Consider the following 17,886-nt stretch of genomic DNA (forward strand, 5'->3'; position numbering starts at 1 on the left):
GGGGGGGGGGGGGGGGGGCGCGTAGGGAAAGGCGATGACCGCTTCCGCCGCGCCCCCGCCCGCCGCCGACCCCTCCGACGCGCCCAACCCGTTCACCGGCATCCTGCTGAAGGTGATCTCGGTGGCGGTGCTGATGGGGCTGACCGGCTCGGTCAAGGCGCTGGACGGGTCGATCCCCACCGTCGAGGTGCTGTTCTTCCGCTCCTTCTTCGCGCTGCCGCCGATCGTGATCTGGCTGGCCCTGCGCCGCGACCTGCCCGGAGGGCTGCGCACCCCCAACCCGATGGGGCATGTCTGGCGCTCGCTGGCCGGCGCCGGCGCGATGAGCTGCATGTTCCTCGCGCTCACCCTGCTGCCGCTGACCGAGGTGGTGGCGATCACCTACGCGGCCCCCCTGTTCATCACCCTCTTCGCCGCCCTGTTTCTGGGCGAGCGGCTGCGCCTCTACCGCATGGCCGCGGTGGGCGTGGGCTTTCTCGGCGTGCTGCTGGTCATGGCCCCGCGCCTGCTGGGCGACGAAAGCGGGGCGCTCTCGACCTCGGGGATCGAGCCGGGGGAGGAGGGCGCGCGCTGGGGCTCGCCTGCGCTGGGGGTGCTGATCGCGCTGGTCGCGGCGGTGATGATGGGGCTTGCGCAGACCTTCGTGCGGGGCCTCTCGAAGACCGAGACCACCGCGGCCATCGTGTTCTGGTTCACCGCCGCCTGCACCGTGATGGCCGGCGTCCTGCTGCCGTTCGTCTGGCAGACCCCCGACGCCACGCAGTGGCTGCTGTTGCTGACCGCCGGCACGGCGGGGGGCGTGGGGCAGATCCTGCTGACCTCCTCCTACCGCTACGCCGAGGCGGGGGTGATTGCGCCCTTCGAATACGTCTCGATGGTCCTTGCCGTCGCGGTGGGCTGGTTCATCTTCGGCGAGGCGCCGACGCTGGTGGTGCTGGGGGGCGCGGGCCTGGTGACCGTCTCGGGCATCCTGATCATCTGGCGCGAGCGTCGCCTGGGGATCGAGCGGCGCGCCTCCCGCTCCGCCCGCCAGACCCCGCTGGGCTGACCCCGCGCGGCGCCGGACCGGGGGGTTGGAACGCAGCGTCATCCCCCGTAGGAGTCCCCTCGCCCCCCCTTACGCGCAGGAGACCCCGCCATGCTGACCAACGACCTGCTGTCGCAGTGGGACCGCGAGAGCTTCCTGCACCCCTCGACCGCCTCCGGCGCCCATGCCCGCGGCGAGTCCCCCTCGCGGATCATCGAGGGCGGCCAGGGCGTGCGCATCCGCGACCGCGACGGGCGCGAGAGCCTCGACGGCTTCGCCGGCCTCTACTGCGTGAACGTCGGCTACGGCCGGATGGAGATCGCCGAGGCCATCGCCGAGCAGGCCCGCAAGCTCGCCTACTACCACGCCTACGCCGGCCACGGCTCGGAGGCCGCGATCGAGCTGGCGCACATGGTGCTCGAGCGCGCGCCCGAGCACATGTCGAAGGTGTATTTCGGGCTCTCGGGCTCGGATGCGAACGAGACCAACATCAAGCTGATCTGGTACGCGATGAACGTCACCGGTCGGCCCGAGAAGAAGAAGATCATCTCGCGCTGGCGGGGCTATCACGGCTCGGGGCTGATGACCGGCTCGCTGACCGGGCTCGAGCTCTTTCACAATGCCTTCGACCTGCCGCTGAACCCGATCCTGCACACCGAGGCGCCCTACTACTACCGCCGCCCCGACCCGGCGATGTCGGAGGAGGCGTTCTCGACCTGGTGCGCCGAGCAACTCGACGCGATGATCCGCGCCGAGGGACCCGACACGGTCGCCGCCTTCATCGGCGAGCCGATCCTCGGAACCGGGGGCATCGTGCCCCCGCCGGCCGGCTACTGGGAGAAGATCCAGGCGGTGCTGGCCGAGCATGACGTGATGCTGATCGCCGACGAGGTGGTCACCGGCTTCGGGCGCCTCGGCTCGATGTTCGGCTCGGAGCACTACGGGATGAAGCCGGACCTGATCACCATCGCCAAGGGGCTGACCTCGGCCTACGCGCCGCTGTCGGGCTCGATCCTCTCGCAACGGCTGTTCGAGATGGTGGCCAGGGGGACCGACGATCTGGGGCCGCTGGGACACGGGTGGACCTACTCGGCCCATCCGCTGTGCGCGGCCGCGGGGGTGGCGAACCTGAAGCTGATCGACGAGATGAAGATCGTGGACAACGCCCGCGACACCGGCGCGATCTTCCAGAAGCTGTTGCACGACGCCTTCGACGGCCATCCCATCGTGGGCGAGGTCCGCGGCGAGGGCCTGATGGCCGCGGTCGAGTTCGTGCGGGACCCCGGCGCCCGCAGGTTCTTCGACCCCTCCGAGAAGGTCGGCGCCCGCATCGCCGCCGCCGCGCTCGAGCGGGGACTGATCGTACGCGCCATGCCCCAGGGCGACATCCTCGGCATGGCCCCGCCCCTGTGCCTGACGCCCGCCGAGGCCGAGGAGCTGGTGGGCATCGCCCGCGACGCCGCCGACGCCGTGGCCGGGGAGCTGGGCGCCGCCTGAGGCCGCGTCCCGCGCAGAACCCCGAGCGCCCGTCGCCCTCCCGGCGGCGGGCGGTCTCGCGCGCGGCGCGAGGCTGCGCGCGCACGGGCGCCCTCGAGGCGGCAGGGTCGCAATGCTGGGAAGACTGGTGACCCCGACAGGACGCCGGGAGCGCCGCAAGACGAAGGCGCTAGCGCCAAAAGTTCCAACACTGGTCGGTGTGGAAAATCAGGGCCTTGGCCGTGCGGCTTCCAAGCCCGAAACGGCCCCCCTGAAAAGCAAAACCGCCGCGGAGGCTGGCACCTCGCGCGACGGCAATGGAAGCTTGACGGCAGAATCCTACGGCCTTGCGCGGCCGTCCGCAACCATCATTCCCTTTCCCCAGCACCGCGTTCGGCCGACCGTCGACCTGCCGGCCGAGGCGTGGGAAGTCGGCCTCCTGTTCGCGTGCAGCCGCCCCGAGCAGCTGCACGGTCGTGACCTGGAGTTCATCGGCACGCTGGCGCGGCTCTACACGGCCGGCCGCCTGCACTCCCTGTCGCCGAAGCAAGAAGACTGGCTCATGGACGTGTGCTGCCGCCTGACGGATGGAGGCGACCATGCGTGATTGGCGCCGGGATCGCTTCATGTGGGGCCGCTGCATCCGCAAGGATCAGGCCCGCACGCTGTCGGCGAAGATGCTCGCATGGGCTCTGGCCGAGGAGTTCGCCGACAACGACACGGGGGCATGCCACCCTTGCGTGGAGACGCTGGCCGAGGCGCTGGCCCTGTCCACGCGCCAGGTGCGCCGGGCAGTGCGGGAGCTGGAGGAAGCCGGCTGGCTGGCCGTGGATCGCGCTTCCGGGCGGGGCCGATCCTCGACCTATCAGCTGACCTTCCCCGGCGAGATCGCGGCCGAGAAAGCCCCGGGAAAAGGTGACAGGGTTGTCACCCTTCGACCCGCGAAAAGGGTGACACACGCGACCGGAAAAGGTGACAGGGATGTCACCCCCTATATAAGAGAACCCACTAAGAACCCACTCCGCGCGCGAACGGCCAAGCCGTCGAAGCCGAGCCATGAGGCTCCGCCGGGCCGCGGCCGAGCGATCCCCGAGGAATTCGTCGCCTGTCCCAAGCGCCTCGCCGCCTGGTCGGACTGGCTCGCCCGGAAGGGCTGGCCTTCGCTCGACGTGATGGGCCTGAGAGGGCTGAGAAGGGGCGAACCAGGGGCGTCGCTCCCCTTCGGCTGGCCGCCGAGTGACCGCGAGGCCGAGGACGTGGTGACGGCCGAGGCGTTCTTCGCCCTCAAAGCCGGCCAGGACCGAGCGCCGAGGGCCGACGAGGCACGGCGAAGGGCGTGACCGACCCTTCGCCCCCCGAACGGGTCCTTCCCCCCACCCCCATGCTGCGGGTAATTCGAACCCCGGTGGTTTACTAGCGTGAAGCCCCTGAAATAGCTTAACTATCGAGCCATGACCGCCCTGTTCCACAACCTTGAAGCGACCCACCCGCCGCCCCCAGAGGTGACGAAATCGGCCTTCGCCGAGGAGCTTGGCTTGTCCAAGGCCCGCGTCTCGCAGCTGGTGGAACAGGGCCTGCCGCTCACCGCGGACGGCAAGCGCGTCAAGCGGCTCGACGCCCTCGACTGGTATCGCGAGAACATCGCTCCGCACCGCCGCAAGGCCCTCGCGGACAAGCCCAGCGTCGACCCCCGGCGCGAGCTGGACCGGGTGAAGCTGGAGGCCGCCCGGATCGAGCTGGAGCGCGCCCGCGGGAACCTGGTCGACCGGGCCGAGGCCGAGAAGGCGGTGTTCGAGCGCGCGCGCCTGGAGCGGGACGCGCATCTGGCATGGGTCAGCCGCGTGACGCCCCGGCTGGCGGTAGAGCTGGGGGTCGACGCCGCCGCCCTGTTCTCCGCCCTCGACCGCGAGATGCGGGCGCACCTGGTCGACCTCGCAGAAACCCCGCTGGACGCCCTGACCGATGACGACTGACGCCGCCCTGATCGACGCCGCATGGCGCGCCGGCATGATGCCGGAACGCCAGCTGACCGTCTCCGAATGGGCCGACGCCCACCGGATGCTGCCGGCGACCTCGGCCGAGCCCGGCCGCTGGCGCACCGATCGCGCCCCCTACCTGCGCGGGATCATGGACGCCCTGTCGGTGGGCTCGCCGCTGGAGCGGGTCGTCTTCGTGAAGGGCGCGCAGCTGGGCGGGACCGAAGCCGGCCTCAACTGGCTGGGCTACATCGTCCACAACGCGCCCGGCCTCGCCCTCCTGGTCATGCCGAGCCTCGACATGGTGAGGCGCAACACCCGGACCCGCATCGATCCGATGATCGAGGCGACGCCCGAGCTGCGCAAGCGCATCGCCCCCGCCAGGTCGCGAGACAGCACCAACACCGCCTTCGCCAAGGCCTTCCCCGGCGGGCAGATCGTCATGACCGGCGCCAACTCGGCCGCCGGCCTGCGCTCGACCCCCGCCCGGTTCCTGTTCATGGACGAGGTGGACGCCTTCCCCGCCGACGCGGACGGCGAGGGCGATCCGGTCGACCTCGCCATGAAGCGGACCGCCACCTATCGCGGCCGGCGCAAGATCCTCCTGGTCAGCACGCCCACCATCAAGGGCGAGTCGCGGATCGAGGCCGCCTTCCTCGAGTCCGATCAACGCCGGTTCTTCATCCCGTGCCCGGCTTGCGGCGAGTTCCACACGCTGGAGTGGGGGAACATCCATTGGCCCGAGGGCCGCCGCGGCGAAGCCTACGCCGCCTGCCCGAGCTGCGGAGGCGTGATCGAGGACGAACGCAAGCCCGAGCTGCTGGCCCGCGGCGAGTGGCGCGCCACGGCCGAGGGCGACGGCCGCACCGCCGGCTTCCACCTGTCCAGCCTCTACAGCGTGTTCGAAAGCTTCGGCGAGATCGCCGAGGCGCACGGCAAGGTCCGCAAGGATCCGGCCCGGTTGCAGGTTTGGGTCAACACCTGCCTGGGCGAGACCTGGGAGGACCGGGGCGGCGACATGATCGACCCCGGCGGGCTGCTGGCCCGGCGGGAGACCTTCGGCGATGAGCTGCCCGCGGACGTGGTTCTGCTGACCGCCGGCGTGGACGTGCAGGCCGACCGGATCGAGGCGCAGGTCGTGGGCTGGGGCGCCGGCGAGCAGTCCTTCGTCCTGGAGCATCACGTCATCTGGGGCGACCCCTCCGGCCCCGCCATCTGGGAGGACCTGGACGCCTTCCTGCTGGAGCGCCGCCCCCACGCCCGCGCCGTCCCGGACATGGGCCTGCGCGCCGTCGCGGTGGACACCGGCGGCAGCAACACCGCCATGGCCTACGAGTTCACCCGCACCCGCCTGCGCCGACGCGTCTGGGGGATCAAGGGGCGGGGCGGTCAGGGCGTGCAGGCGTGGCCCCGCACCGCGTCCAAGGGCAAGGGCGGGGCGCCCGTCTTCATCGTCGGGGTGGACGCCCTCAAGGACAAGATCGCCGCCCGCCTGCCCATCGCCGAGCCCGGCCCCGGCGCGATCCGCTTCGCCGCCGGCCTCGGCCCGGAGTGGTTCGACCAGCTGACCGCCGAGAAGGTCCGCACCCGCTACGTGAACGGACGCCCGGTGCGGTCGTGGGAGCCGAAGCGATCCGGCATCCGCAACGAGGCGCTGGACTGCCTGGTCTACGCCTCGGCCGCGCTGCACGGGCTGCGGGTGCAGGGGCTGGACCTGGAGCGCGAGGCGCAGGAGCTGGCGAACGTGGCGCTGAAGGCGGCGGGGCGGGTGGCGCTCGCGCCGGCGGCGAGGCCGACGCGGATCAAGTCGAAGTGGATGGAGCGGTAGCTTTAGGCGATCTTCTCGATCATCTTCTTTGCCACCCCACGGAACTCCGAAACCAGAAGCGCTGGATCGTCATCCAAGTTGACCTCGCCCGAAACAATGTAATCATGCTCTGCGCGCTTCAGCATAAAATTGCCTTTCCCGTCGACAAAATCCGCGGAGATACTGGCAACTCCTCGATGGGTGGAGCTCTCAACAGAGATGCTCAGCTTTATTTCACTCGACGGGGCGCGGGGCATGCGATCAATGGTCCGCTCAGTTATTTCGGGCGTAGCATCGAATCCGTTCCTGTTTAGGGCGATGCCAAGCGCCTTGATCTCGGGAAGAATCGCGTCTCGAAACTTTGACAAGTATTCCTTGTGATGCCTTACACCCAGATCCTCGGCTTCCCTCCTACTTGCTGCCTCAATTTCCCGCTTGCGCTCGTTCTCAGCCTTCGCAGCCTTAAACATATCTTCGTAATCACTCATGACTCACCTTTCTTAGCCTGACGCCTGCGCCTCCGCCGTTCTCCGCGATAAAGACCACTCCAGCGGTCTCAAGCGTTCTGCGGATCGCCGCGAGTGTCTCCGCATCGCCCCGATATTTGCCAGTCTCAAAGTTACTGATCGTGTTGCGATGGACGCCGGCAGCCTCGGCGAGCTGCCGAACCGACCAGCCAAGAAGGCCCCGCGCTCCCCGAACCTGTGCGCTTGTCACAAGTCACTTCCTGTGCGATTGTCACATGTGCAGCTAGCATAGCGCAAAGGATGGAAATGCACCATGACCCTCACCCGCCGCACTGCCCTCGCCGCCCCCGCACTGCTGGCGCTCCCCTCCGCCGCCCTCGCCCGCCAGGTCGAACCTGACCCCTTCGTCTCTGCCTTCCTCGAATGGCGCAAGGCATACAAGGCGCTGAATACTTACAGCTATGCAGCCGAGCGCGAGGACGACGACCCCGAGTATTGTCGTCTTCTAAATGAGGCCATCGCGGCTGAAAAGGACCTCGCGGTCATTGTTCCCACGACTCCCGCCGGCCTCGCCTTGATGACTCGCGCCGCGCTTCAGATCCTCGACCCAATATCGCCGGCATGGGGGATTCCTGCGGACGTCTTCGATTGGAGCCCCGAGCATTTCCTGCTGGACAACGAGTTCGAGCGACGCGTCGCCACGTTCGCGTTCAATATGATCGCGGCGGCGGAGGCGATGGCGGGGCGGGCGTGAATTCGTGTTGATTTGATCCGCACTTTATGTCAGTGATGAATAAGACATCACATTGGAGACGATCATGGCGAAGAACCCCGATGCGATCAGGCTCGGCGAGTTCGTGGCGATCCTGGGCATGAACCGCGAAACGTTCCGTTCCATGCTCGCCCGCGAAGACACCCCCCTTTCGCGCTTCGAAACCGACGGCCGCGGGCGTCAGCGGACCTATGACGGCGCGGACCTGTTCGCGCAGGAGATCTTCATGAGCCTGGTCGCCAGCGTCGGCCGCCAGGACGCGAGCGAAGCCATCGCCTTCTCGGGCATCGTCGAGCGGTATCTCGACCAACTGGACGCCGAAGCGCCCGAAGACCTGTGGCTGGTCGACATGGTGCTGACCACCGGCAACCGCCGCAGCTATGCGGCGCTGCGCTCCGAAGTGACCGACGACGACTTCGCCGCCGCCGCTTCCGTCGTGATGCTGCGCGCCGCCCCGATCTACGCCGCCGCGCAGGCGCGCGCCGCCGCCGCCGGCTACCGGCTGGATGGCAAGGCGCTGGTGAAGGACGAAGTCGCGCCCGCCTGACCAGCGACGCAACGAGATTCCGGCGCGTTTTCCGTCCGCGCCGGATAGCGGAGGCCGACTTCCTGGTTGCCACCTTCGCTTGCGCCGCCCGCGTCCGGAGAATTCCGCGGGCGGCGCACCCCGCACCCCTGACTAGGAGGCCTGATCGGTGAAGAACTACATTCAGCCCGGCGCCATGATGAGCGTGACCGCGCCCGCGACCGTCGGCAGCGGCGCCGGCGTCCTGGTCGGGATGCTGTTCGGCGTCGCCGCCACCGACGCCGCCAGCGGCGCGTCCGTCGAGATCGCCACGGCCGGCGTCTTCGACCTGCCGAAGACCTCGGCGCAGGCCTGGACCGCCGGCGCACCGATCTACTGGGACCCGGCCGAGGCCGAGGCGACCTCGGCCGCCGACGCGGGCAACGTCCTGATCGGCTGCGCCGCCGCCGCGGCCGCCAACCCTTCCGCCACGGGGCGCGTCCGCCTCAACGGCGCGGTGCCCGCCGCCGCCGTCCCCGCCTGATCGGAGCCGATCATGCTCGACCGCATCCGCCGCCTGCTTCAGCGTCCCCGGCCCGCCTCCGCGGCCCGGTCCTATGACGCCGCCGGCGGCGGGCGGCGCTGGGGCGCCGGCCAGGCGATGGCCGCGCCGAACACGGCCGCGCTCGCCGCCCGCGGCCCCATCCTCGCCCGCGCCCGCTATCAGGTCGCGAACAACGGCTACGCCGCCGCGGGCGTCGAGAGCATCGCCAGCGCCCTCACCGGCGCGACCGGCATCCGCCCGCAGTCGGCCCACCCCGACCCCGCGGCGCGCAGCGCGATCAACGCGAGCTTCGCCGCCTGGGCCGAGGACGTGACCGGCGACGACCGCACCAACCTCGCCGCCTTTCAGGCCGCCGTCGCCCGCGCCCTGCCGCGCGACGGCGAGGCCTTCATCCTGCTGCGCGCCCGGCAGGGCGAGGGGCTGCGGCTCCAGCTGCTGGAGCCCGATCAGGTGGACCCGACCCTGCATCGCGACCTCGGCGGCGGCGCCCGCATCGTCGCCGGGATCGAGTTCGACGGCGAGGGGCGGCGGGTGGCCTACCACGTCTTCGAAGACCCCCTCGACCAGCCGTTCGCCGCGCAGCTGACGCCCCGCCGCCTGCCGGCCGCCGACGTGCTGCACGTCTTCCGCCCGGTCTTCCCCGGCCAGGTGCGCGGCCTGAGCTGGCTCGCCCCGATCCTGCTGCGCCTCTCCGAGCACGACGCGGCCGAGGACGCGCTCCTGGTGCGCCTGAAGACCGAAGCCATGTTCGCCGGCTTCATCTTCGAGCAGGGGCCGGGCGCGGGGAGCTTCGACGGGACCGAGACGGACGGCATCATGGACACCGGCCTGGAGCCGGGGACCTTGCAGGTCCTGCGCCCTGGTCAGGACATCAAGTTCCCGACCCCGCCCGCGGGCTCCGGCACGGCCGGCGAGTTCCTGAAGGCGCAGTTGCGCGGCATCGCCGCCGGCCTCGGCGTCACCTATGAGGGCCTGACGGCCGACCTGTCGAGCGTGAACTATTCGAGCATCCGCGCCGGCCTGATCGACTTCCGCCGCCGCATGGAGGCGGTGCAGGACCAAATCCTCATCCCGCAGCTGCTGCGCCCCATCTGGCGGCGCTGGCTGACGCTGGAGGTCCTGGAGGGCCGCGAGCCCGCGCCCGGCTTCGAGGCTGATCCGCGCCCGTGGCTGGCCGCCGCCTTCATCCGCCCCGGCTGGCCCTGGGTGGACCCCGAGAAGGAAATCCGGGCCGAGGCCGCCGCCGTGGAGGCGGGCTTCAAGTCCCGCCGCGAAGTCGTCGCCGGCCGAGGCCGCGACCTCGACCAGCTGGACGCCGAGATTTCGGCCGATGGCCCCTCGCCCGTCGCCAAGCCGCAGGAGGCCGCCGCATGAACGCCCCCGCCGTCCCCGCCCTGGTCGTTCGGGCCGCCTCCCTGAGCCCGCGGAGCCTCGACCGCGAGGCTCGCACCGTCGAAGCCGTCGCCTCGACCGGCGCCGACGTCGAGCGCTTCGGCTTCACCGAGCGCCTTCCCGTCGCCGCCGCCGACCTGCGCGCCCTGGACGGCGCGCCGGTTCTCGACTCGCATCGGCGCATGAGCGTGCGCGACGTGCTGGGCGTGGTCGAAGCCTCGCGGATCGAGGGCGGCAACCTGATCGTGCGCATCAAGTTCTCACGTCGCGCCGAGGTGGACCCGATCCTGGACGACATCGAGGACGGCGCCCTGCGCGGGATTTCCCTCGGCTATCAGGTCAACGCCTGGAAGGACGAGCGCGCCGCCGCCGGGCGCGTCATCCGCACCGCAACCCGCTGGACGCCCAAGGAAGTGTCCATCGTGTCCGTCCCCGCCGACGAGGGCGCCACCATCAGGAGCAGTCACATGCCTGACGATCAGATCACTCAGGACCGCCCGGCGACGACCGCGGCCCCGAACCCCGCCCCCGTGACGCGGGCGCAGGTCAACGCGGAGATCCGCAGCATCGGGCGGCTTGCCGGCCTGGAAGCCGGCTGGGCCGATGGGCAGATCGACGCCGAGGCGACCGTCGAGGCCGCCCGCGCCGCCGCCTTCGACGCGATGGCCACGCGCAGCGCCGCCCCGATCCGCACGCAGCGGGCGACGATCCTGCACGACAACGACGCGCCCGAGCTGCGCGGCGAGCGGATGGGCGAAGCCCTCTACGCGCGCATGAACCCCTCGCACCAGCTGTCCGAGCCCGCGCGGGCCTTCTACGGCATGTCGACGGTCGACATGGCCCGCGACATGCTCCAGCGCGCCGGCGTCTCGACCACCGGCCTCGCCCCCGCCGCCCTGGTGACGCGGGCGCTGCACACCACGTCCGATTTCTCGATCATCCTGGGCGACACCGTGGGCCGCACGCTGCGCGCCGCCTACTCGGCCGCCCCGGCGGGTGTGAAGATGGCGGGCGCGCAGACCACCGCCCGCGACTTCCGCGCCCGGCAGCGGATCATGCTCGGCGAGGCGCCCTCGCTGGAGAAGGTCAACGAGGCGGGCGAGTTCACCTCGGGGACGATGGCCGAGGCCGCCGAGAGCTACAAGGTCGACACCTACGGCCGGATCATCGGCATCAGCCGGCAGGCCATCGTCAACGACGACCTCGGGGCCTTCGCCAACCTCGCCGCCCGCTTCGGCCAGGCCTCCGCGCAGTTCGAAGCGCAGTTCCTGGTGGACCTGCTGCTGGCCAACCCGGCCATGTCGGACGGCACGGCGCTGTTCCACGCGGATCACGGCAACCTCGCCGGCTCCGGCGCGGCGCCCGACGACACCACCCTCGCAGCCGCCCGCACCGCCATGCGCCGCCAGACCGGCGTCTCGGCCGAGCGGATCGCCGTGACGCCGAAATACTTCATCGTCCCGCCCGAGCTGGAGGAAACCGCCCTGAAGCTGGTGGCGGCGATCACCCCGGCGAAGACGGACGACGTGAACACCCACACCAACCTGTCGGTGATCGTGGAGCCCCGCTTCACCAGCGCGGCGGCCTGGTATCTGGTCGCCGCGCCGTCCGAGATCGACGGCCTCGAATTCGCCTACCTCGAGGGCGCGCCCGGCCCGCAGATCGAGTCCCGGAACGGCTTCGAGGTGGACGGCGTGCAGATCAAGGTGCGCCTCGACTTCGGCGCCGGCTTCGTCGACTGGCGCGGCTGGTATCGCAACGCGGGGGCCTGATCGCATGGCCTACTCCGCGTCCGACCTGGAAGGCTTCCGCGACGCGCTCCTGAAGGCGCGGTTCAACGGCCTGCGGACGGTCGAATACGATGGGCAGTCCGTCACCTATCGGTCGGACGCGGAGCTGGAGCGCGCCCTTGGCGACGTCGAAAGACGCCTCGCCAAGGCGCAGGGGACCGGGCCGACGCGCCAGGTTCGGGTTTCGACGTCCAAGGGGCTGTGAGCGGAGGGCCATAGGCCATGCAGGAGCGTGATGCGGGTTATCTGCCCACCGGGCTCCGCCGGCTTCAGGCCGCGCGCCACTGCGGCGTGAGCGCGTCGACCTTTGACGACATGGTGCGGTCGGGCATCCTGCCCCCGGCGCGGGTGCTGCGGGGAACCCTGAAGGTCTGGCTGCGCCACGAGCTGGACGACGCGCTGTTCGCGCTCCCGCCCGATGGCGATGAAGGCGACAACGCATGCGACGCCCTGTTCGGAACGTAAAGCTGAAGCACCTGAGCCGGTCGGGGACGTGGCCGAGCGGGAATCCTCGCTGGTATTTCAAGCCGTGGTTCTACCGGAAGACCGGGCAGAAGGCGGTCGCGATGCCGGACGCCCCGATGGACGATCCGAAGTTCCTCGCAGCCTATGCCGAGGCCGCCGGAGCCACGCCCCGCGCCCCGGTCCGTGACGGCACGATCGCGGAGGCCGTCATCCGCTACCGCGCTTCCGACGACTTCACGCGCGGGCTCAAGGCCTCGACGCGCTCGCGGCGTCAGACGACGCTGGACGACATTCGGTCCCGCTATGGCTCTGGACCCATCGCGCAGCTGCGCCTGAAGCACATTCAGAAGGATCTTGACCGCTTCGCGGGCCACGCGGCGAACAACCGGCTTCGGGTGTGGCGCGGTCTCTGCGCCTGGGCGAAGTCGGCCTATGACCTGTCAACGGACCCCTCGGACGGTCTCACGCGCAAGAAGGTCGCGAAGTCTGACGGCCATGTGCCCTGGGAGGCGGGGGATGTCGAGAAGTTCCGGGCGCGCTGGCCCATCGGCACGGCCGAGCGGTTGGCGTTCGAACTGATCTTCTGGACCGGCGCTCGCGTCTCGGATGCGGTGCGCATGGGTGAGGGGAACGTCGACCGCGACGGCTGGCTGAGCTTCCGGCAGGAGAAGACGGGCGGCGAGGTGGCGGTCCCATTCGACCGCGAGCTGCCCGACTTCGCCGAGGACATGGCCTCTGACCTCGCCCTGCTGCGCCAGGCGGTCGATAGTCGCCCCGAGCGGCACATGACCTTCCTGACCACGCGGGACGGCCACGCCCGCTCCCAGAAGGCTGTCTCGCAGTGGTTCGCGGAGAAGGCCCGCGCCGCCGGGGTGAAGGGGAAGACCGCGCACGGCTTGCGCAAGGCCCGCGCCATCGCGCTGGTGGAGGCCGAGGCTACGCACCATCAGGTGGGCGCCTGGACCGGCCACGAGTCGCTGAAGGAGATCGAGCGCTACGCCAAGAAGTTCAACCGCCGGCGCGTGCTCACAAGATCGAAGCAAGAACGGGAAAGTTCCAACTCGGCCCGAAAAGTTCCAAATCAGGCCGAAAAATGAAGGTGGATCAGATGGATAGGGAAGCGATGGTGACCCCGACAGGATTCGAACCTGTAACCTGCCCCTTAGGAGGGGGCTGCTCTATCCAGTTGAGCCACGGGGCCGCCAGGTCGCGGTCTAGACCGCCGCGCCGCGCCGGTCAACGCGCGGCGGGCGCTGGGGGGCGGCGGCGCGGCCCCGCGGCGGCGCGGCGGGTGGCGAATCGGATCCGGCGGCCCCATGTTTCCCGTGAACCCGAAGGAGACCGCCATGCAGACCCGCAGCCCGTTTTTCGACGACCTCAGCCGCCTGATGACCTCGGCCGCCGGCGTGGCCCAGGGCGCGCGCACCGAAGCCGAAACCGCCTTCCGCGGCTTCATCGAGCGCTGGATGGCCGAGAACAACTTCGTCACCCGCGAGGAATTCGAGGCCGTGCGCGAGATGGCCGTGAAGGCCCGCGAGGAGAACGAGACCCTCAAGGCCCGCCTCGACGCGCTCGAGGCCAGGTCCGCGGCCGAGTGACCTCCCACTGAGACGCCTGCAAGAAGACCCCGGCGCGCCCTCGCCGGGGTCTTTCGCCGAGCGCCGGCGGCGGCCCTGACCATCCCGCCCGGGGATGCGCCTGCGGGTCCGCGTCCGGCACACGCCTCGCCCGCCCCGGCGCCCCCGGTCGCCGCTCCGTCGGGCGAGACGCGGGGCATCCCGGCGGGACCGGCGCGGGGACCGCGCGGGCCGGAAGATCCGCCGAGCGGCGCCCGGCGCGGACCGATCGCTCCGCCTCCCGGATCGCGCGTCGGCCCCCTCCCGGGTCGGCCCCGTATCCCGCGCCTTGCGCCCGCCCGCCGGCCCGCTAGGCTGCGCCGGCCGAACGAGAGGAACCCGATGACCGACCCCGCCCCCCTTCCGCGCGCCGACCGCCTCGTCCTCGGCGAGGCCCCCGACGCCCGCCCCCTGCGCCTGGTCGAGCCCGACGGGCTGGAGCCGGCGCTCGGCGCGCTCGAGCCTGCGCAGCGCGCCTGGGTCGAGGCCTCGGGTTTTCGCGCGCGGCTGGGCCAGCTGTGCCTGGTTCCGGGCCGGGACGGCGCCCCGGCGCTGGCCCTGTTCGGCCACGGCGACGCGGCGGCGCGCGCCCGCTCGCGTTTCGATCTGGGCAAGGCGGCCGAGGCGCTGCCCGAGGGCACCTGGGCGCTCGACGCGCCCGAGGAGCACCAGGCCGAGGCGGCGCTGGGCTGGCTGCTCTCGCGCACCCGCTTCGACCGCTATCGCAAGGGCGCCGAGCCCAGGGACGTGCGCCTCGCCGTGCCCGGCGCGCTGGACGCCGAGCGGCTGCACGCCATCGCCGACGGCGTGGCGCTCACCCGCTGGCTGATCGACACGCCCGCCAACGACATGGGCCCCGCCGAGATCGAGGCCGCCGCCCGGGCGCTCGCGGCCGAGTTCGGGGCCGAGGTCGCCTCGACCGTCGGCGAGGACCTGCTGGCGGCGAACTTCCCGCTCGTCCATGCCGTCGGCCGCGCCGCCGCGCCGGGCCGCGAGCCGCGGATGATCGACCTGATCTGGGGCGAGCCCGACGCGCCGAAGATCACCCTGGTCGGCAAGGGCATCGCCTTCGACACCGGCGGGCTGAACCTGAAGCCCGGCGCCTCGATGGGGCTGATGAAGAAGGACATGGGGGGGGCGGCCAACGTCCTGGGGCTGGCGCGGATGATCATGGCGCAGGGCCTGCCGGTCCGGCTGCGGATCCTCGTGCCCTCGGCCGAGAACGCGGTCGCCTCGGCCTCGTTCCGCCCGGGCGACATTCTCGCCTCGCGCAAGGGCCTGACGGTCGAGATCAACAACACCGACGCCGAGGGCCGCCTGGTCCTGGCCGACGCCCTGGCGCTGGCCGACGAGGAGAGCCCCGAGGTCCTGCTCTGCTGGGCCACGCTGACCGGCGCCGCCCGCGTGGCGCTGGGCCCGGAGCTGCCGCCCTTCTTCACCGACGACCAGATAATGGCCATGGAGCTGACCGATGCCGCCACCCGGGTAAAGGACCCGCTGTGGCGGCTGCCGTTCTGGCCCGGCTACGAGGAGAAGATCGAGCCGGGGATCGCCGATCTCGACAACGCGCCCTCGGGCGGCATGGCCGGCGCGATCACCGCGGCCCTGTTCCTGCGCCGCTTTGTCGAGAATGCGGGCGCCTTCGCCCATTTCGACATCTACGGCTGGAACCAGACAACCCGCCCCGGCCGGCCCAAGGGCGGCGAGGCGATGGGAACCCGCGCCGCCTTCGCCGTGCTCTGCGACCGCCACCCGGCCTGACGCCGCCCCCCCGGGGCGGCCCCCGCGGGGCGCCCCTCACCCCACGCCGCGGGGCCAGACCCCGACCGACTGCGAGAGGCCCATGGCCGCCCACGATCCCCGGCTGACCCCCGCCCGCCCCGACCTCGCCGCCCTGTCCCTGCGCGGCCAGGTCGAGGCCGCCCGCTTCGCCGCCCCCACGCCGATGCAGGTGTCGAGGGCCACGGCGCCGCTGTTCTCGCGTCCCGGCGCGAAGGGCTACGCAGCCGAGCTGCTGATGGGCGCGGCCTTCGACGTCTACGAGACCGCCGGGGGCCTCGCCTGGGGTCAGGCCGCGCGCGACGGCTACGTGGGCTATGTGCCGGCCGAGGCGCTGGCCCCGGCGGGCGCCGCGCCGACCCACCGGATCGCTTCCGTCCGCTCGACCCTCTATCCCGCGGCGGACATCAAGACCCGGCCCCTCGCGGCGCTGTCGCTGAACGCCCGCCTGCGCGGGCGGATCGAGGGCGAGTTCCTGGCCTGCGCCGAGGGCTGGGTTCCGGCCGTCCACGTCGCCCCGATCGAGACCCCCGCAGCGGACTGGGTTGCGGCGGCCGAGAGCTTCGTGGGGACCCCCTACCTGTGGGGCGGCGGCTCGGGCGCCGGGATCGACTGCTCTGGCCTGGTGCAGGCGGCGCGCTGGGCGGCGGGGTTCGACTGCCCGCGCGATTCCGACATGCAGGCGGGCCTCGGCCAGCCGGTCGAGCCGCAGCGCCTCGCCCGCGGCGACCTGGTGTTCTGGAAGGGCCACGTCGGCGTCATGCTTGACTCCGAGAGGCTTCTGCATGCCAACGCCCACCACATGGCCTGCGCGGTGGAGCCGCTCGCCCAGGCCGTCTCCCGGATCGGGGCGGGCGACGCGGGCCCTCCCACCGGCTTCCGGCGGCTGGACTGAGAGCGATGTTCGAGACCCTGCCCAAGGCCGAGCCCGACGCCATCCTGGCCCTGATGGCCCGCTACCGCGAGGATCCGCGGCCCGACAAGATCGACCTCGGGGTCGGCGTCTACCGCGACGAGACCGGGGCCACCCCGGTGTTCCGCGCCGTGCAGGCGGCCGAAGAACGCCTGGTCGCCGCCCAGACCACCAAGACCTACGTCGGCCTGCCCGGCGACCTCGAGTTCTGCCGCCTGCTGGGCGAGGAGCTTCTGGGCGCCCCGCTCGCCTCCGAAAGCGCCATGGTCCAGGCGGCCGGCGGCTCGGGCGCGCTGTGGATCCTGGCGATGCTGATCCGGCGCGCGGCGCCCGGGACCAGGATCTGGCTGCCCGCGCCGACCTGGCCGAACCACCCCAACCTGTTCGCCGGCGCAGGGCTGGCGCTTGGCGAATACCCCTGGCTCGACCGCGCCGGCCGGGCGCTGGACTTCGCAGCGATGGCCGAGGCGCTGGAGGCGCTCGGCCCCGGCGACGCGGTGCTGCTGCACGGCTGCTGCCACAACCCCACCGGCGTCGATCCGACGCCCGCGCAATGGGCCGAGATCGGCGCCATCGCCGCGCGGCGCGGCTGGCTGCCGGTCTTCGACATGGCCTATGCGGGGTTTGGCGACGACTGGGAACGGGACTGCGCGGGCATGCGCACCGTGATCTCCATGGTCCCCGAGGCGCTGATGGGCGCGTCCTGCTCGAAGAACTTCGGCCTCTACCGGGAGCGGGCGGGGGCGGTCTACGCCCACGCCGCCGACCCCGCGCGCAGGCGCGCGGCGCAGGACGGGCTCGAGGCGGTGACGCGCATGGTCTACTCGATGCCCCCCGACCACGGCGGCGCGCTGGTGCGCGCGGTGCTCGAGGACGCGGCGCTGGCCGCCGACTGGCGGGCCGAGCTCGCCGCGATGCGCGATCGGATCAACGGCAACCGAAGGGCGCTGGCCGAGGCGCTGGCGGCGCTGCCGGGCGGGCAGGGCTGGGGGTTCGTGGCCGAGCAGCGGGGGATCTTCTCGCTGCTGGGCCTCGACCGCGCCCAGGTCGAACGGCTGCGCTCGGTCCACGGCATCTATGCGGTGGCCGGCGGGCGGGTGAACGTGGCCGGCATGCGGGTCGAGGATGCGGACCGCGTGGCCGCCGCGCTGCTCGACGTCGCCGGCGCGCCGGCCGGCTGATCGACGTCGCCGGCGCGCCGGCCGGCTGATCGGGGAGGCGCCGCGTCGGGCCTCGCGCCGGTTGGCGGCCTCCCGCCCGCGGCGCGTTGCAGGAGAGGCGCCCGGGCGCGCCGTTTCCCGTGGCGGGGTCGGGAGGGGGGCCTCGGCAGGAGCGC

20 protein-coding genes and 1 tRNA gene are annotated in these 17,886 nt (G+C 71.7%); 18 read left to right on the forward strand and 3 right to left on the reverse strand.

The window, feature by feature from the left end; translation table 11 throughout:
• Window positions 1–34: 34 nt before the first annotated feature.
• The 6 genes from AAC134_RS10500 to AAC134_RS10525 all read left to right on the forward strand — a co-directional run bounded on the left by AAC134_RS10500 (window position 35) and on the right by AAC134_RS10525 (window position 6,307).
• The gene (locus AAC134_RS10500; RefSeq protein ID WP_339949038.1) at window positions 35–1,048 is read left to right on the forward strand and encodes a DMT family transporter; all 1,014 of its coding nucleotides are present in this window, start codon (window positions 35–37) and stop codon (window positions 1,046–1,048) included.
• 90 nt (window positions 1,049–1,138) lie between these two features.
• The gene (locus AAC134_RS10505; RefSeq protein ID WP_339949039.1) at window positions 1,139–2,524 is read left to right on the forward strand and encodes an aspartate aminotransferase family protein; all 1,386 of its coding nucleotides are present in this window, start codon (window positions 1,139–1,141) and stop codon (window positions 2,522–2,524) included.
• A 112-nt stretch (window positions 2,525–2,636) separates the two neighbouring features.
• Window positions 2,637–3,110, forward strand: a complete 474-nt coding sequence (locus AAC134_RS10510; protein ID WP_339949040.1) for a hypothetical protein — start codon at window positions 2,637–2,639, stop codon at window positions 3,108–3,110.
• Window positions 3,103–3,843 (forward strand): helix-turn-helix domain-containing protein, encoded by a 741-nt coding sequence (locus AAC134_RS10515; RefSeq protein ID WP_339949041.1) that lies wholly within the window; start codon window positions 3,103–3,105, stop codon window positions 3,841–3,843. The genes AAC134_RS10510 and AAC134_RS10515 overlap by 8 nt, the downstream gene beginning before the upstream one ends.
• A gap of 111 nt (window positions 3,844–3,954) precedes the next feature.
• On the forward strand, window positions 3,955–4,476 hold the full coding sequence (locus AAC134_RS10520; RefSeq protein WP_339949042.1) for a hypothetical protein: 522 nt from the start codon (window positions 3,955–3,957) through the stop codon (window positions 4,474–4,476).
• Complete coding sequence (locus tag AAC134_RS10525) at window positions 4,466–6,307, forward strand: phage terminase large subunit family protein (RefSeq protein WP_339949043.1); 1,842 nt, start codon at window positions 4,466–4,468, stop codon at window positions 6,305–6,307. Before AAC134_RS10520 ends, AAC134_RS10525 begins: the two co-directional genes overlap by 11 nt.
• A 2-nt stretch (window positions 6,308–6,309) precedes the next feature.
• Here the strand turns inward: AAC134_RS10525 and AAC134_RS10530 are convergent, their stop codons facing one another.
• Both AAC134_RS10530 and AAC134_RS10535 read right to left on the reverse strand, forming a co-directional pair.
• Window positions 6,310–6,774, reverse strand: a complete 465-nt coding sequence (locus AAC134_RS10530) for a hypothetical protein (RefSeq protein ID WP_339949044.1) — start codon at window positions 6,772–6,774, stop codon at window positions 6,310–6,312.
• Window positions 6,767–7,003 carry a helix-turn-helix transcriptional regulator gene (locus AAC134_RS10535; protein ID WP_339949045.1) on the reverse strand — a complete coding sequence of 79 codons (237 nt, stop codon included), beginning with the start codon at window positions 7,001–7,003 and terminating at the stop codon, window positions 6,767–6,769. The genes AAC134_RS10530 and AAC134_RS10535 overlap by 8 nt, the downstream gene beginning before the upstream one ends.
• 63 nt (window positions 7,004–7,066) lie before the next feature.
• Between AAC134_RS10535 and AAC134_RS10540 the strand changes: the two genes are divergently transcribed.
• The 8 genes from AAC134_RS10540 (at window position 7,067) to AAC134_RS10575 (ending at window position 13,339) form a co-directional block, all read left to right on the forward strand.
• Complete coding sequence (locus tag AAC134_RS10540; RefSeq protein WP_339949046.1) at window positions 7,067–7,507, forward strand: hypothetical protein; 441 nt, start codon at window positions 7,067–7,069, stop codon at window positions 7,505–7,507.
• A 64-nt stretch (window positions 7,508–7,571) separates the two neighbouring features.
• The gene (locus AAC134_RS10545; protein ID WP_339949047.1) at window positions 7,572–8,072 is read left to right on the forward strand and encodes a hypothetical protein; all 501 of its coding nucleotides are present in this window, start codon (window positions 7,572–7,574) and stop codon (window positions 8,070–8,072) included.
• A gap of 148 nt (window positions 8,073–8,220) precedes the next feature.
• Entirely contained in the window at window positions 8,221–8,574 is a 354-nt protein-coding gene (locus AAC134_RS10550) for a capsid cement protein (RefSeq protein WP_339949048.1), read from the forward strand.
• 12 nt (window positions 8,575–8,586) lie between these two features.
• Window positions 8,587–9,969 (forward strand): phage portal protein, encoded by a 1,383-nt coding sequence (locus AAC134_RS10555; protein WP_339949049.1) that lies wholly within the window; start codon window positions 8,587–8,589, stop codon window positions 9,967–9,969.
• Window positions 9,966–11,759, forward strand: a complete 1,794-nt coding sequence (locus AAC134_RS10560; protein ID WP_339949050.1) for a prohead protease/major capsid protein fusion protein — start codon at window positions 9,966–9,968, stop codon at window positions 11,757–11,759. Before AAC134_RS10555 ends, AAC134_RS10560 begins: the two co-directional genes overlap by 4 nt.
• Window positions 11,760–11,763: 4 nt before the next feature.
• A complete protein-coding gene (locus tag AAC134_RS10565; RefSeq protein ID WP_339949051.1) occupies window positions 11,764–11,982 on the forward strand; it encodes a hypothetical protein in 219 nt (72 codons plus the stop codon).
• 17 nt (window positions 11,983–11,999) lie between these two features.
• Window positions 12,000–12,242, forward strand: coding sequence for a hypothetical protein (locus AAC134_RS10570; protein WP_339949052.1), 243 nt, complete (start codon window positions 12,000–12,002; stop codon window positions 12,240–12,242).
• Window positions 12,243–12,358: 116 nt separating this feature from the next.
• Window positions 12,359–13,339, forward strand: coding sequence for a tyrosine-type recombinase/integrase (locus AAC134_RS10575; protein WP_339949053.1), 981 nt, complete (start codon window positions 12,359–12,361; stop codon window positions 13,337–13,339).
• A gap of 27 nt (window positions 13,340–13,366) precedes the next feature.
• On the opposite strand, the gene AAC134_RS10580 is transcribed toward AAC134_RS10575, so the two are convergent.
• Window positions 13,367–13,443: transfer RNA gene (locus AAC134_RS10580), tRNA-Arg, on the reverse strand.
• Between the two features lie 145 nt (window positions 13,444–13,588).
• Between AAC134_RS10580 and AAC134_RS10585 the strand changes: the two genes are divergently transcribed.
• From AAC134_RS10585 to AAC134_RS10600, 4 genes are all read left to right on the forward strand, one after another.
• Window positions 13,589–13,840 carry an accessory factor UbiK family protein gene (locus AAC134_RS10585; protein ID WP_339949054.1) on the forward strand — a complete coding sequence of 84 codons (252 nt, stop codon included), beginning with the start codon at window positions 13,589–13,591 and terminating at the stop codon, window positions 13,838–13,840.
• A 360-nt stretch (window positions 13,841–14,200) separates the two neighbouring features.
• Window positions 14,201–15,619, forward strand: coding sequence for a leucyl aminopeptidase family protein (locus tag AAC134_RS10590; protein WP_339949055.1), 1,419 nt, complete (start codon window positions 14,201–14,203; stop codon window positions 15,617–15,619).
• Window positions 15,620–15,701: 82 nt separating this feature from the next.
• On the forward strand, window positions 15,702–16,532 hold the full coding sequence (locus AAC134_RS10595; protein ID WP_339949056.1) for an NlpC/P60 family protein: 831 nt from the start codon (window positions 15,702–15,704) through the stop codon (window positions 16,530–16,532).
• A gap of 5 nt (window positions 16,533–16,537) precedes the next feature.
• Entirely contained in the window at window positions 16,538–17,731 is a 1,194-nt protein-coding gene (locus AAC134_RS10600; RefSeq protein WP_339949057.1) for an aromatic amino acid transaminase, read from the forward strand.
• Window positions 17,732–17,886: the final 155 nt, after the last annotated feature.

Origin of the sequence: uncultured Albimonas sp. (assembly GCF_963977235.1) — a bacterium.
Lineage (GTDB): Bacteria > Pseudomonadota > Alphaproteobacteria > Rhodobacterales > Rhodobacteraceae > Albimonas.

Bases quoted from the DNA above. Each gene is read 5' to 3' on its own strand.
- AAC134_RS10500 (WP_339949038.1), top strand. From the start codon at position 35: ATGACCGCTTCCGCCGCGCCCCCGCCCGCCGCCGACCCCTCCGACGCG.
- AAC134_RS10505 (WP_339949039.1), top strand. From the start codon at position 1,139: ATGCTGACCAACGACCTGCTGTCGCAGTGGGACCGCGAGAGCTTCCTG.
- AAC134_RS10510 (WP_339949040.1), top strand. From the start codon at position 2,637: ATGCTGGGAAGACTGGTGACCCCGACAGGACGCCGGGAGCGCCGCAAG.
- AAC134_RS10515 (WP_339949041.1), top strand. From the start codon at position 3,103: ATGCGTGATTGGCGCCGGGATCGCTTCATGTGGGGCCGCTGCATCCGC.
- AAC134_RS10520 (WP_339949042.1), top strand. From the start codon at position 3,955: ATGACCGCCCTGTTCCACAACCTTGAAGCGACCCACCCGCCGCCCCCA.
- AAC134_RS10525 (WP_339949043.1), top strand. From the start codon at position 4,466: ATGACGACTGACGCCGCCCTGATCGACGCCGCATGGCGCGCCGGCATG.
- AAC134_RS10530 (WP_339949044.1), bottom strand. From the start codon at position 6,774: ATGAGTGATTACGAAGATATGTTTAAGGCTGCGAAGGCTGAGAACGAG.
- AAC134_RS10540 (WP_339949046.1), top strand. From the start codon at position 7,067: ATGACCCTCACCCGCCGCACTGCCCTCGCCGCCCCCGCACTGCTGGCG.
- AAC134_RS10545 (WP_339949047.1), top strand. From the start codon at position 7,572: ATGGCGAAGAACCCCGATGCGATCAGGCTCGGCGAGTTCGTGGCGATC.
- AAC134_RS10555 (WP_339949049.1), top strand. From the start codon at position 8,587: ATGCTCGACCGCATCCGCCGCCTGCTTCAGCGTCCCCGGCCCGCCTCC.
- AAC134_RS10560 (WP_339949050.1), top strand. From the start codon at position 9,966: ATGAACGCCCCCGCCGTCCCCGCCCTGGTCGTTCGGGCCGCCTCCCTG.
- AAC134_RS10565 (WP_339949051.1), top strand. From the start codon at position 11,764: ATGGCCTACTCCGCGTCCGACCTGGAAGGCTTCCGCGACGCGCTCCTG.
- AAC134_RS10570 (WP_339949052.1), top strand. From the start codon at position 12,000: ATGCAGGAGCGTGATGCGGGTTATCTGCCCACCGGGCTCCGCCGGCTT.
- AAC134_RS10575 (WP_339949053.1), top strand. From the start codon at position 12,359: ATGGACGATCCGAAGTTCCTCGCAGCCTATGCCGAGGCCGCCGGAGCC.
- AAC134_RS10585 (WP_339949054.1), top strand. From the start codon at position 13,589: ATGCAGACCCGCAGCCCGTTTTTCGACGACCTCAGCCGCCTGATGACC.
- AAC134_RS10590 (WP_339949055.1), top strand. From the start codon at position 14,201: ATGACCGACCCCGCCCCCCTTCCGCGCGCCGACCGCCTCGTCCTCGGC.
- AAC134_RS10595 (WP_339949056.1), top strand. From the start codon at position 15,702: ATGGCCGCCCACGATCCCCGGCTGACCCCCGCCCGCCCCGACCTCGCC.
- AAC134_RS10600 (WP_339949057.1), top strand. From the start codon at position 16,538: ATGTTCGAGACCCTGCCCAAGGCCGAGCCCGACGCCATCCTGGCCCTG.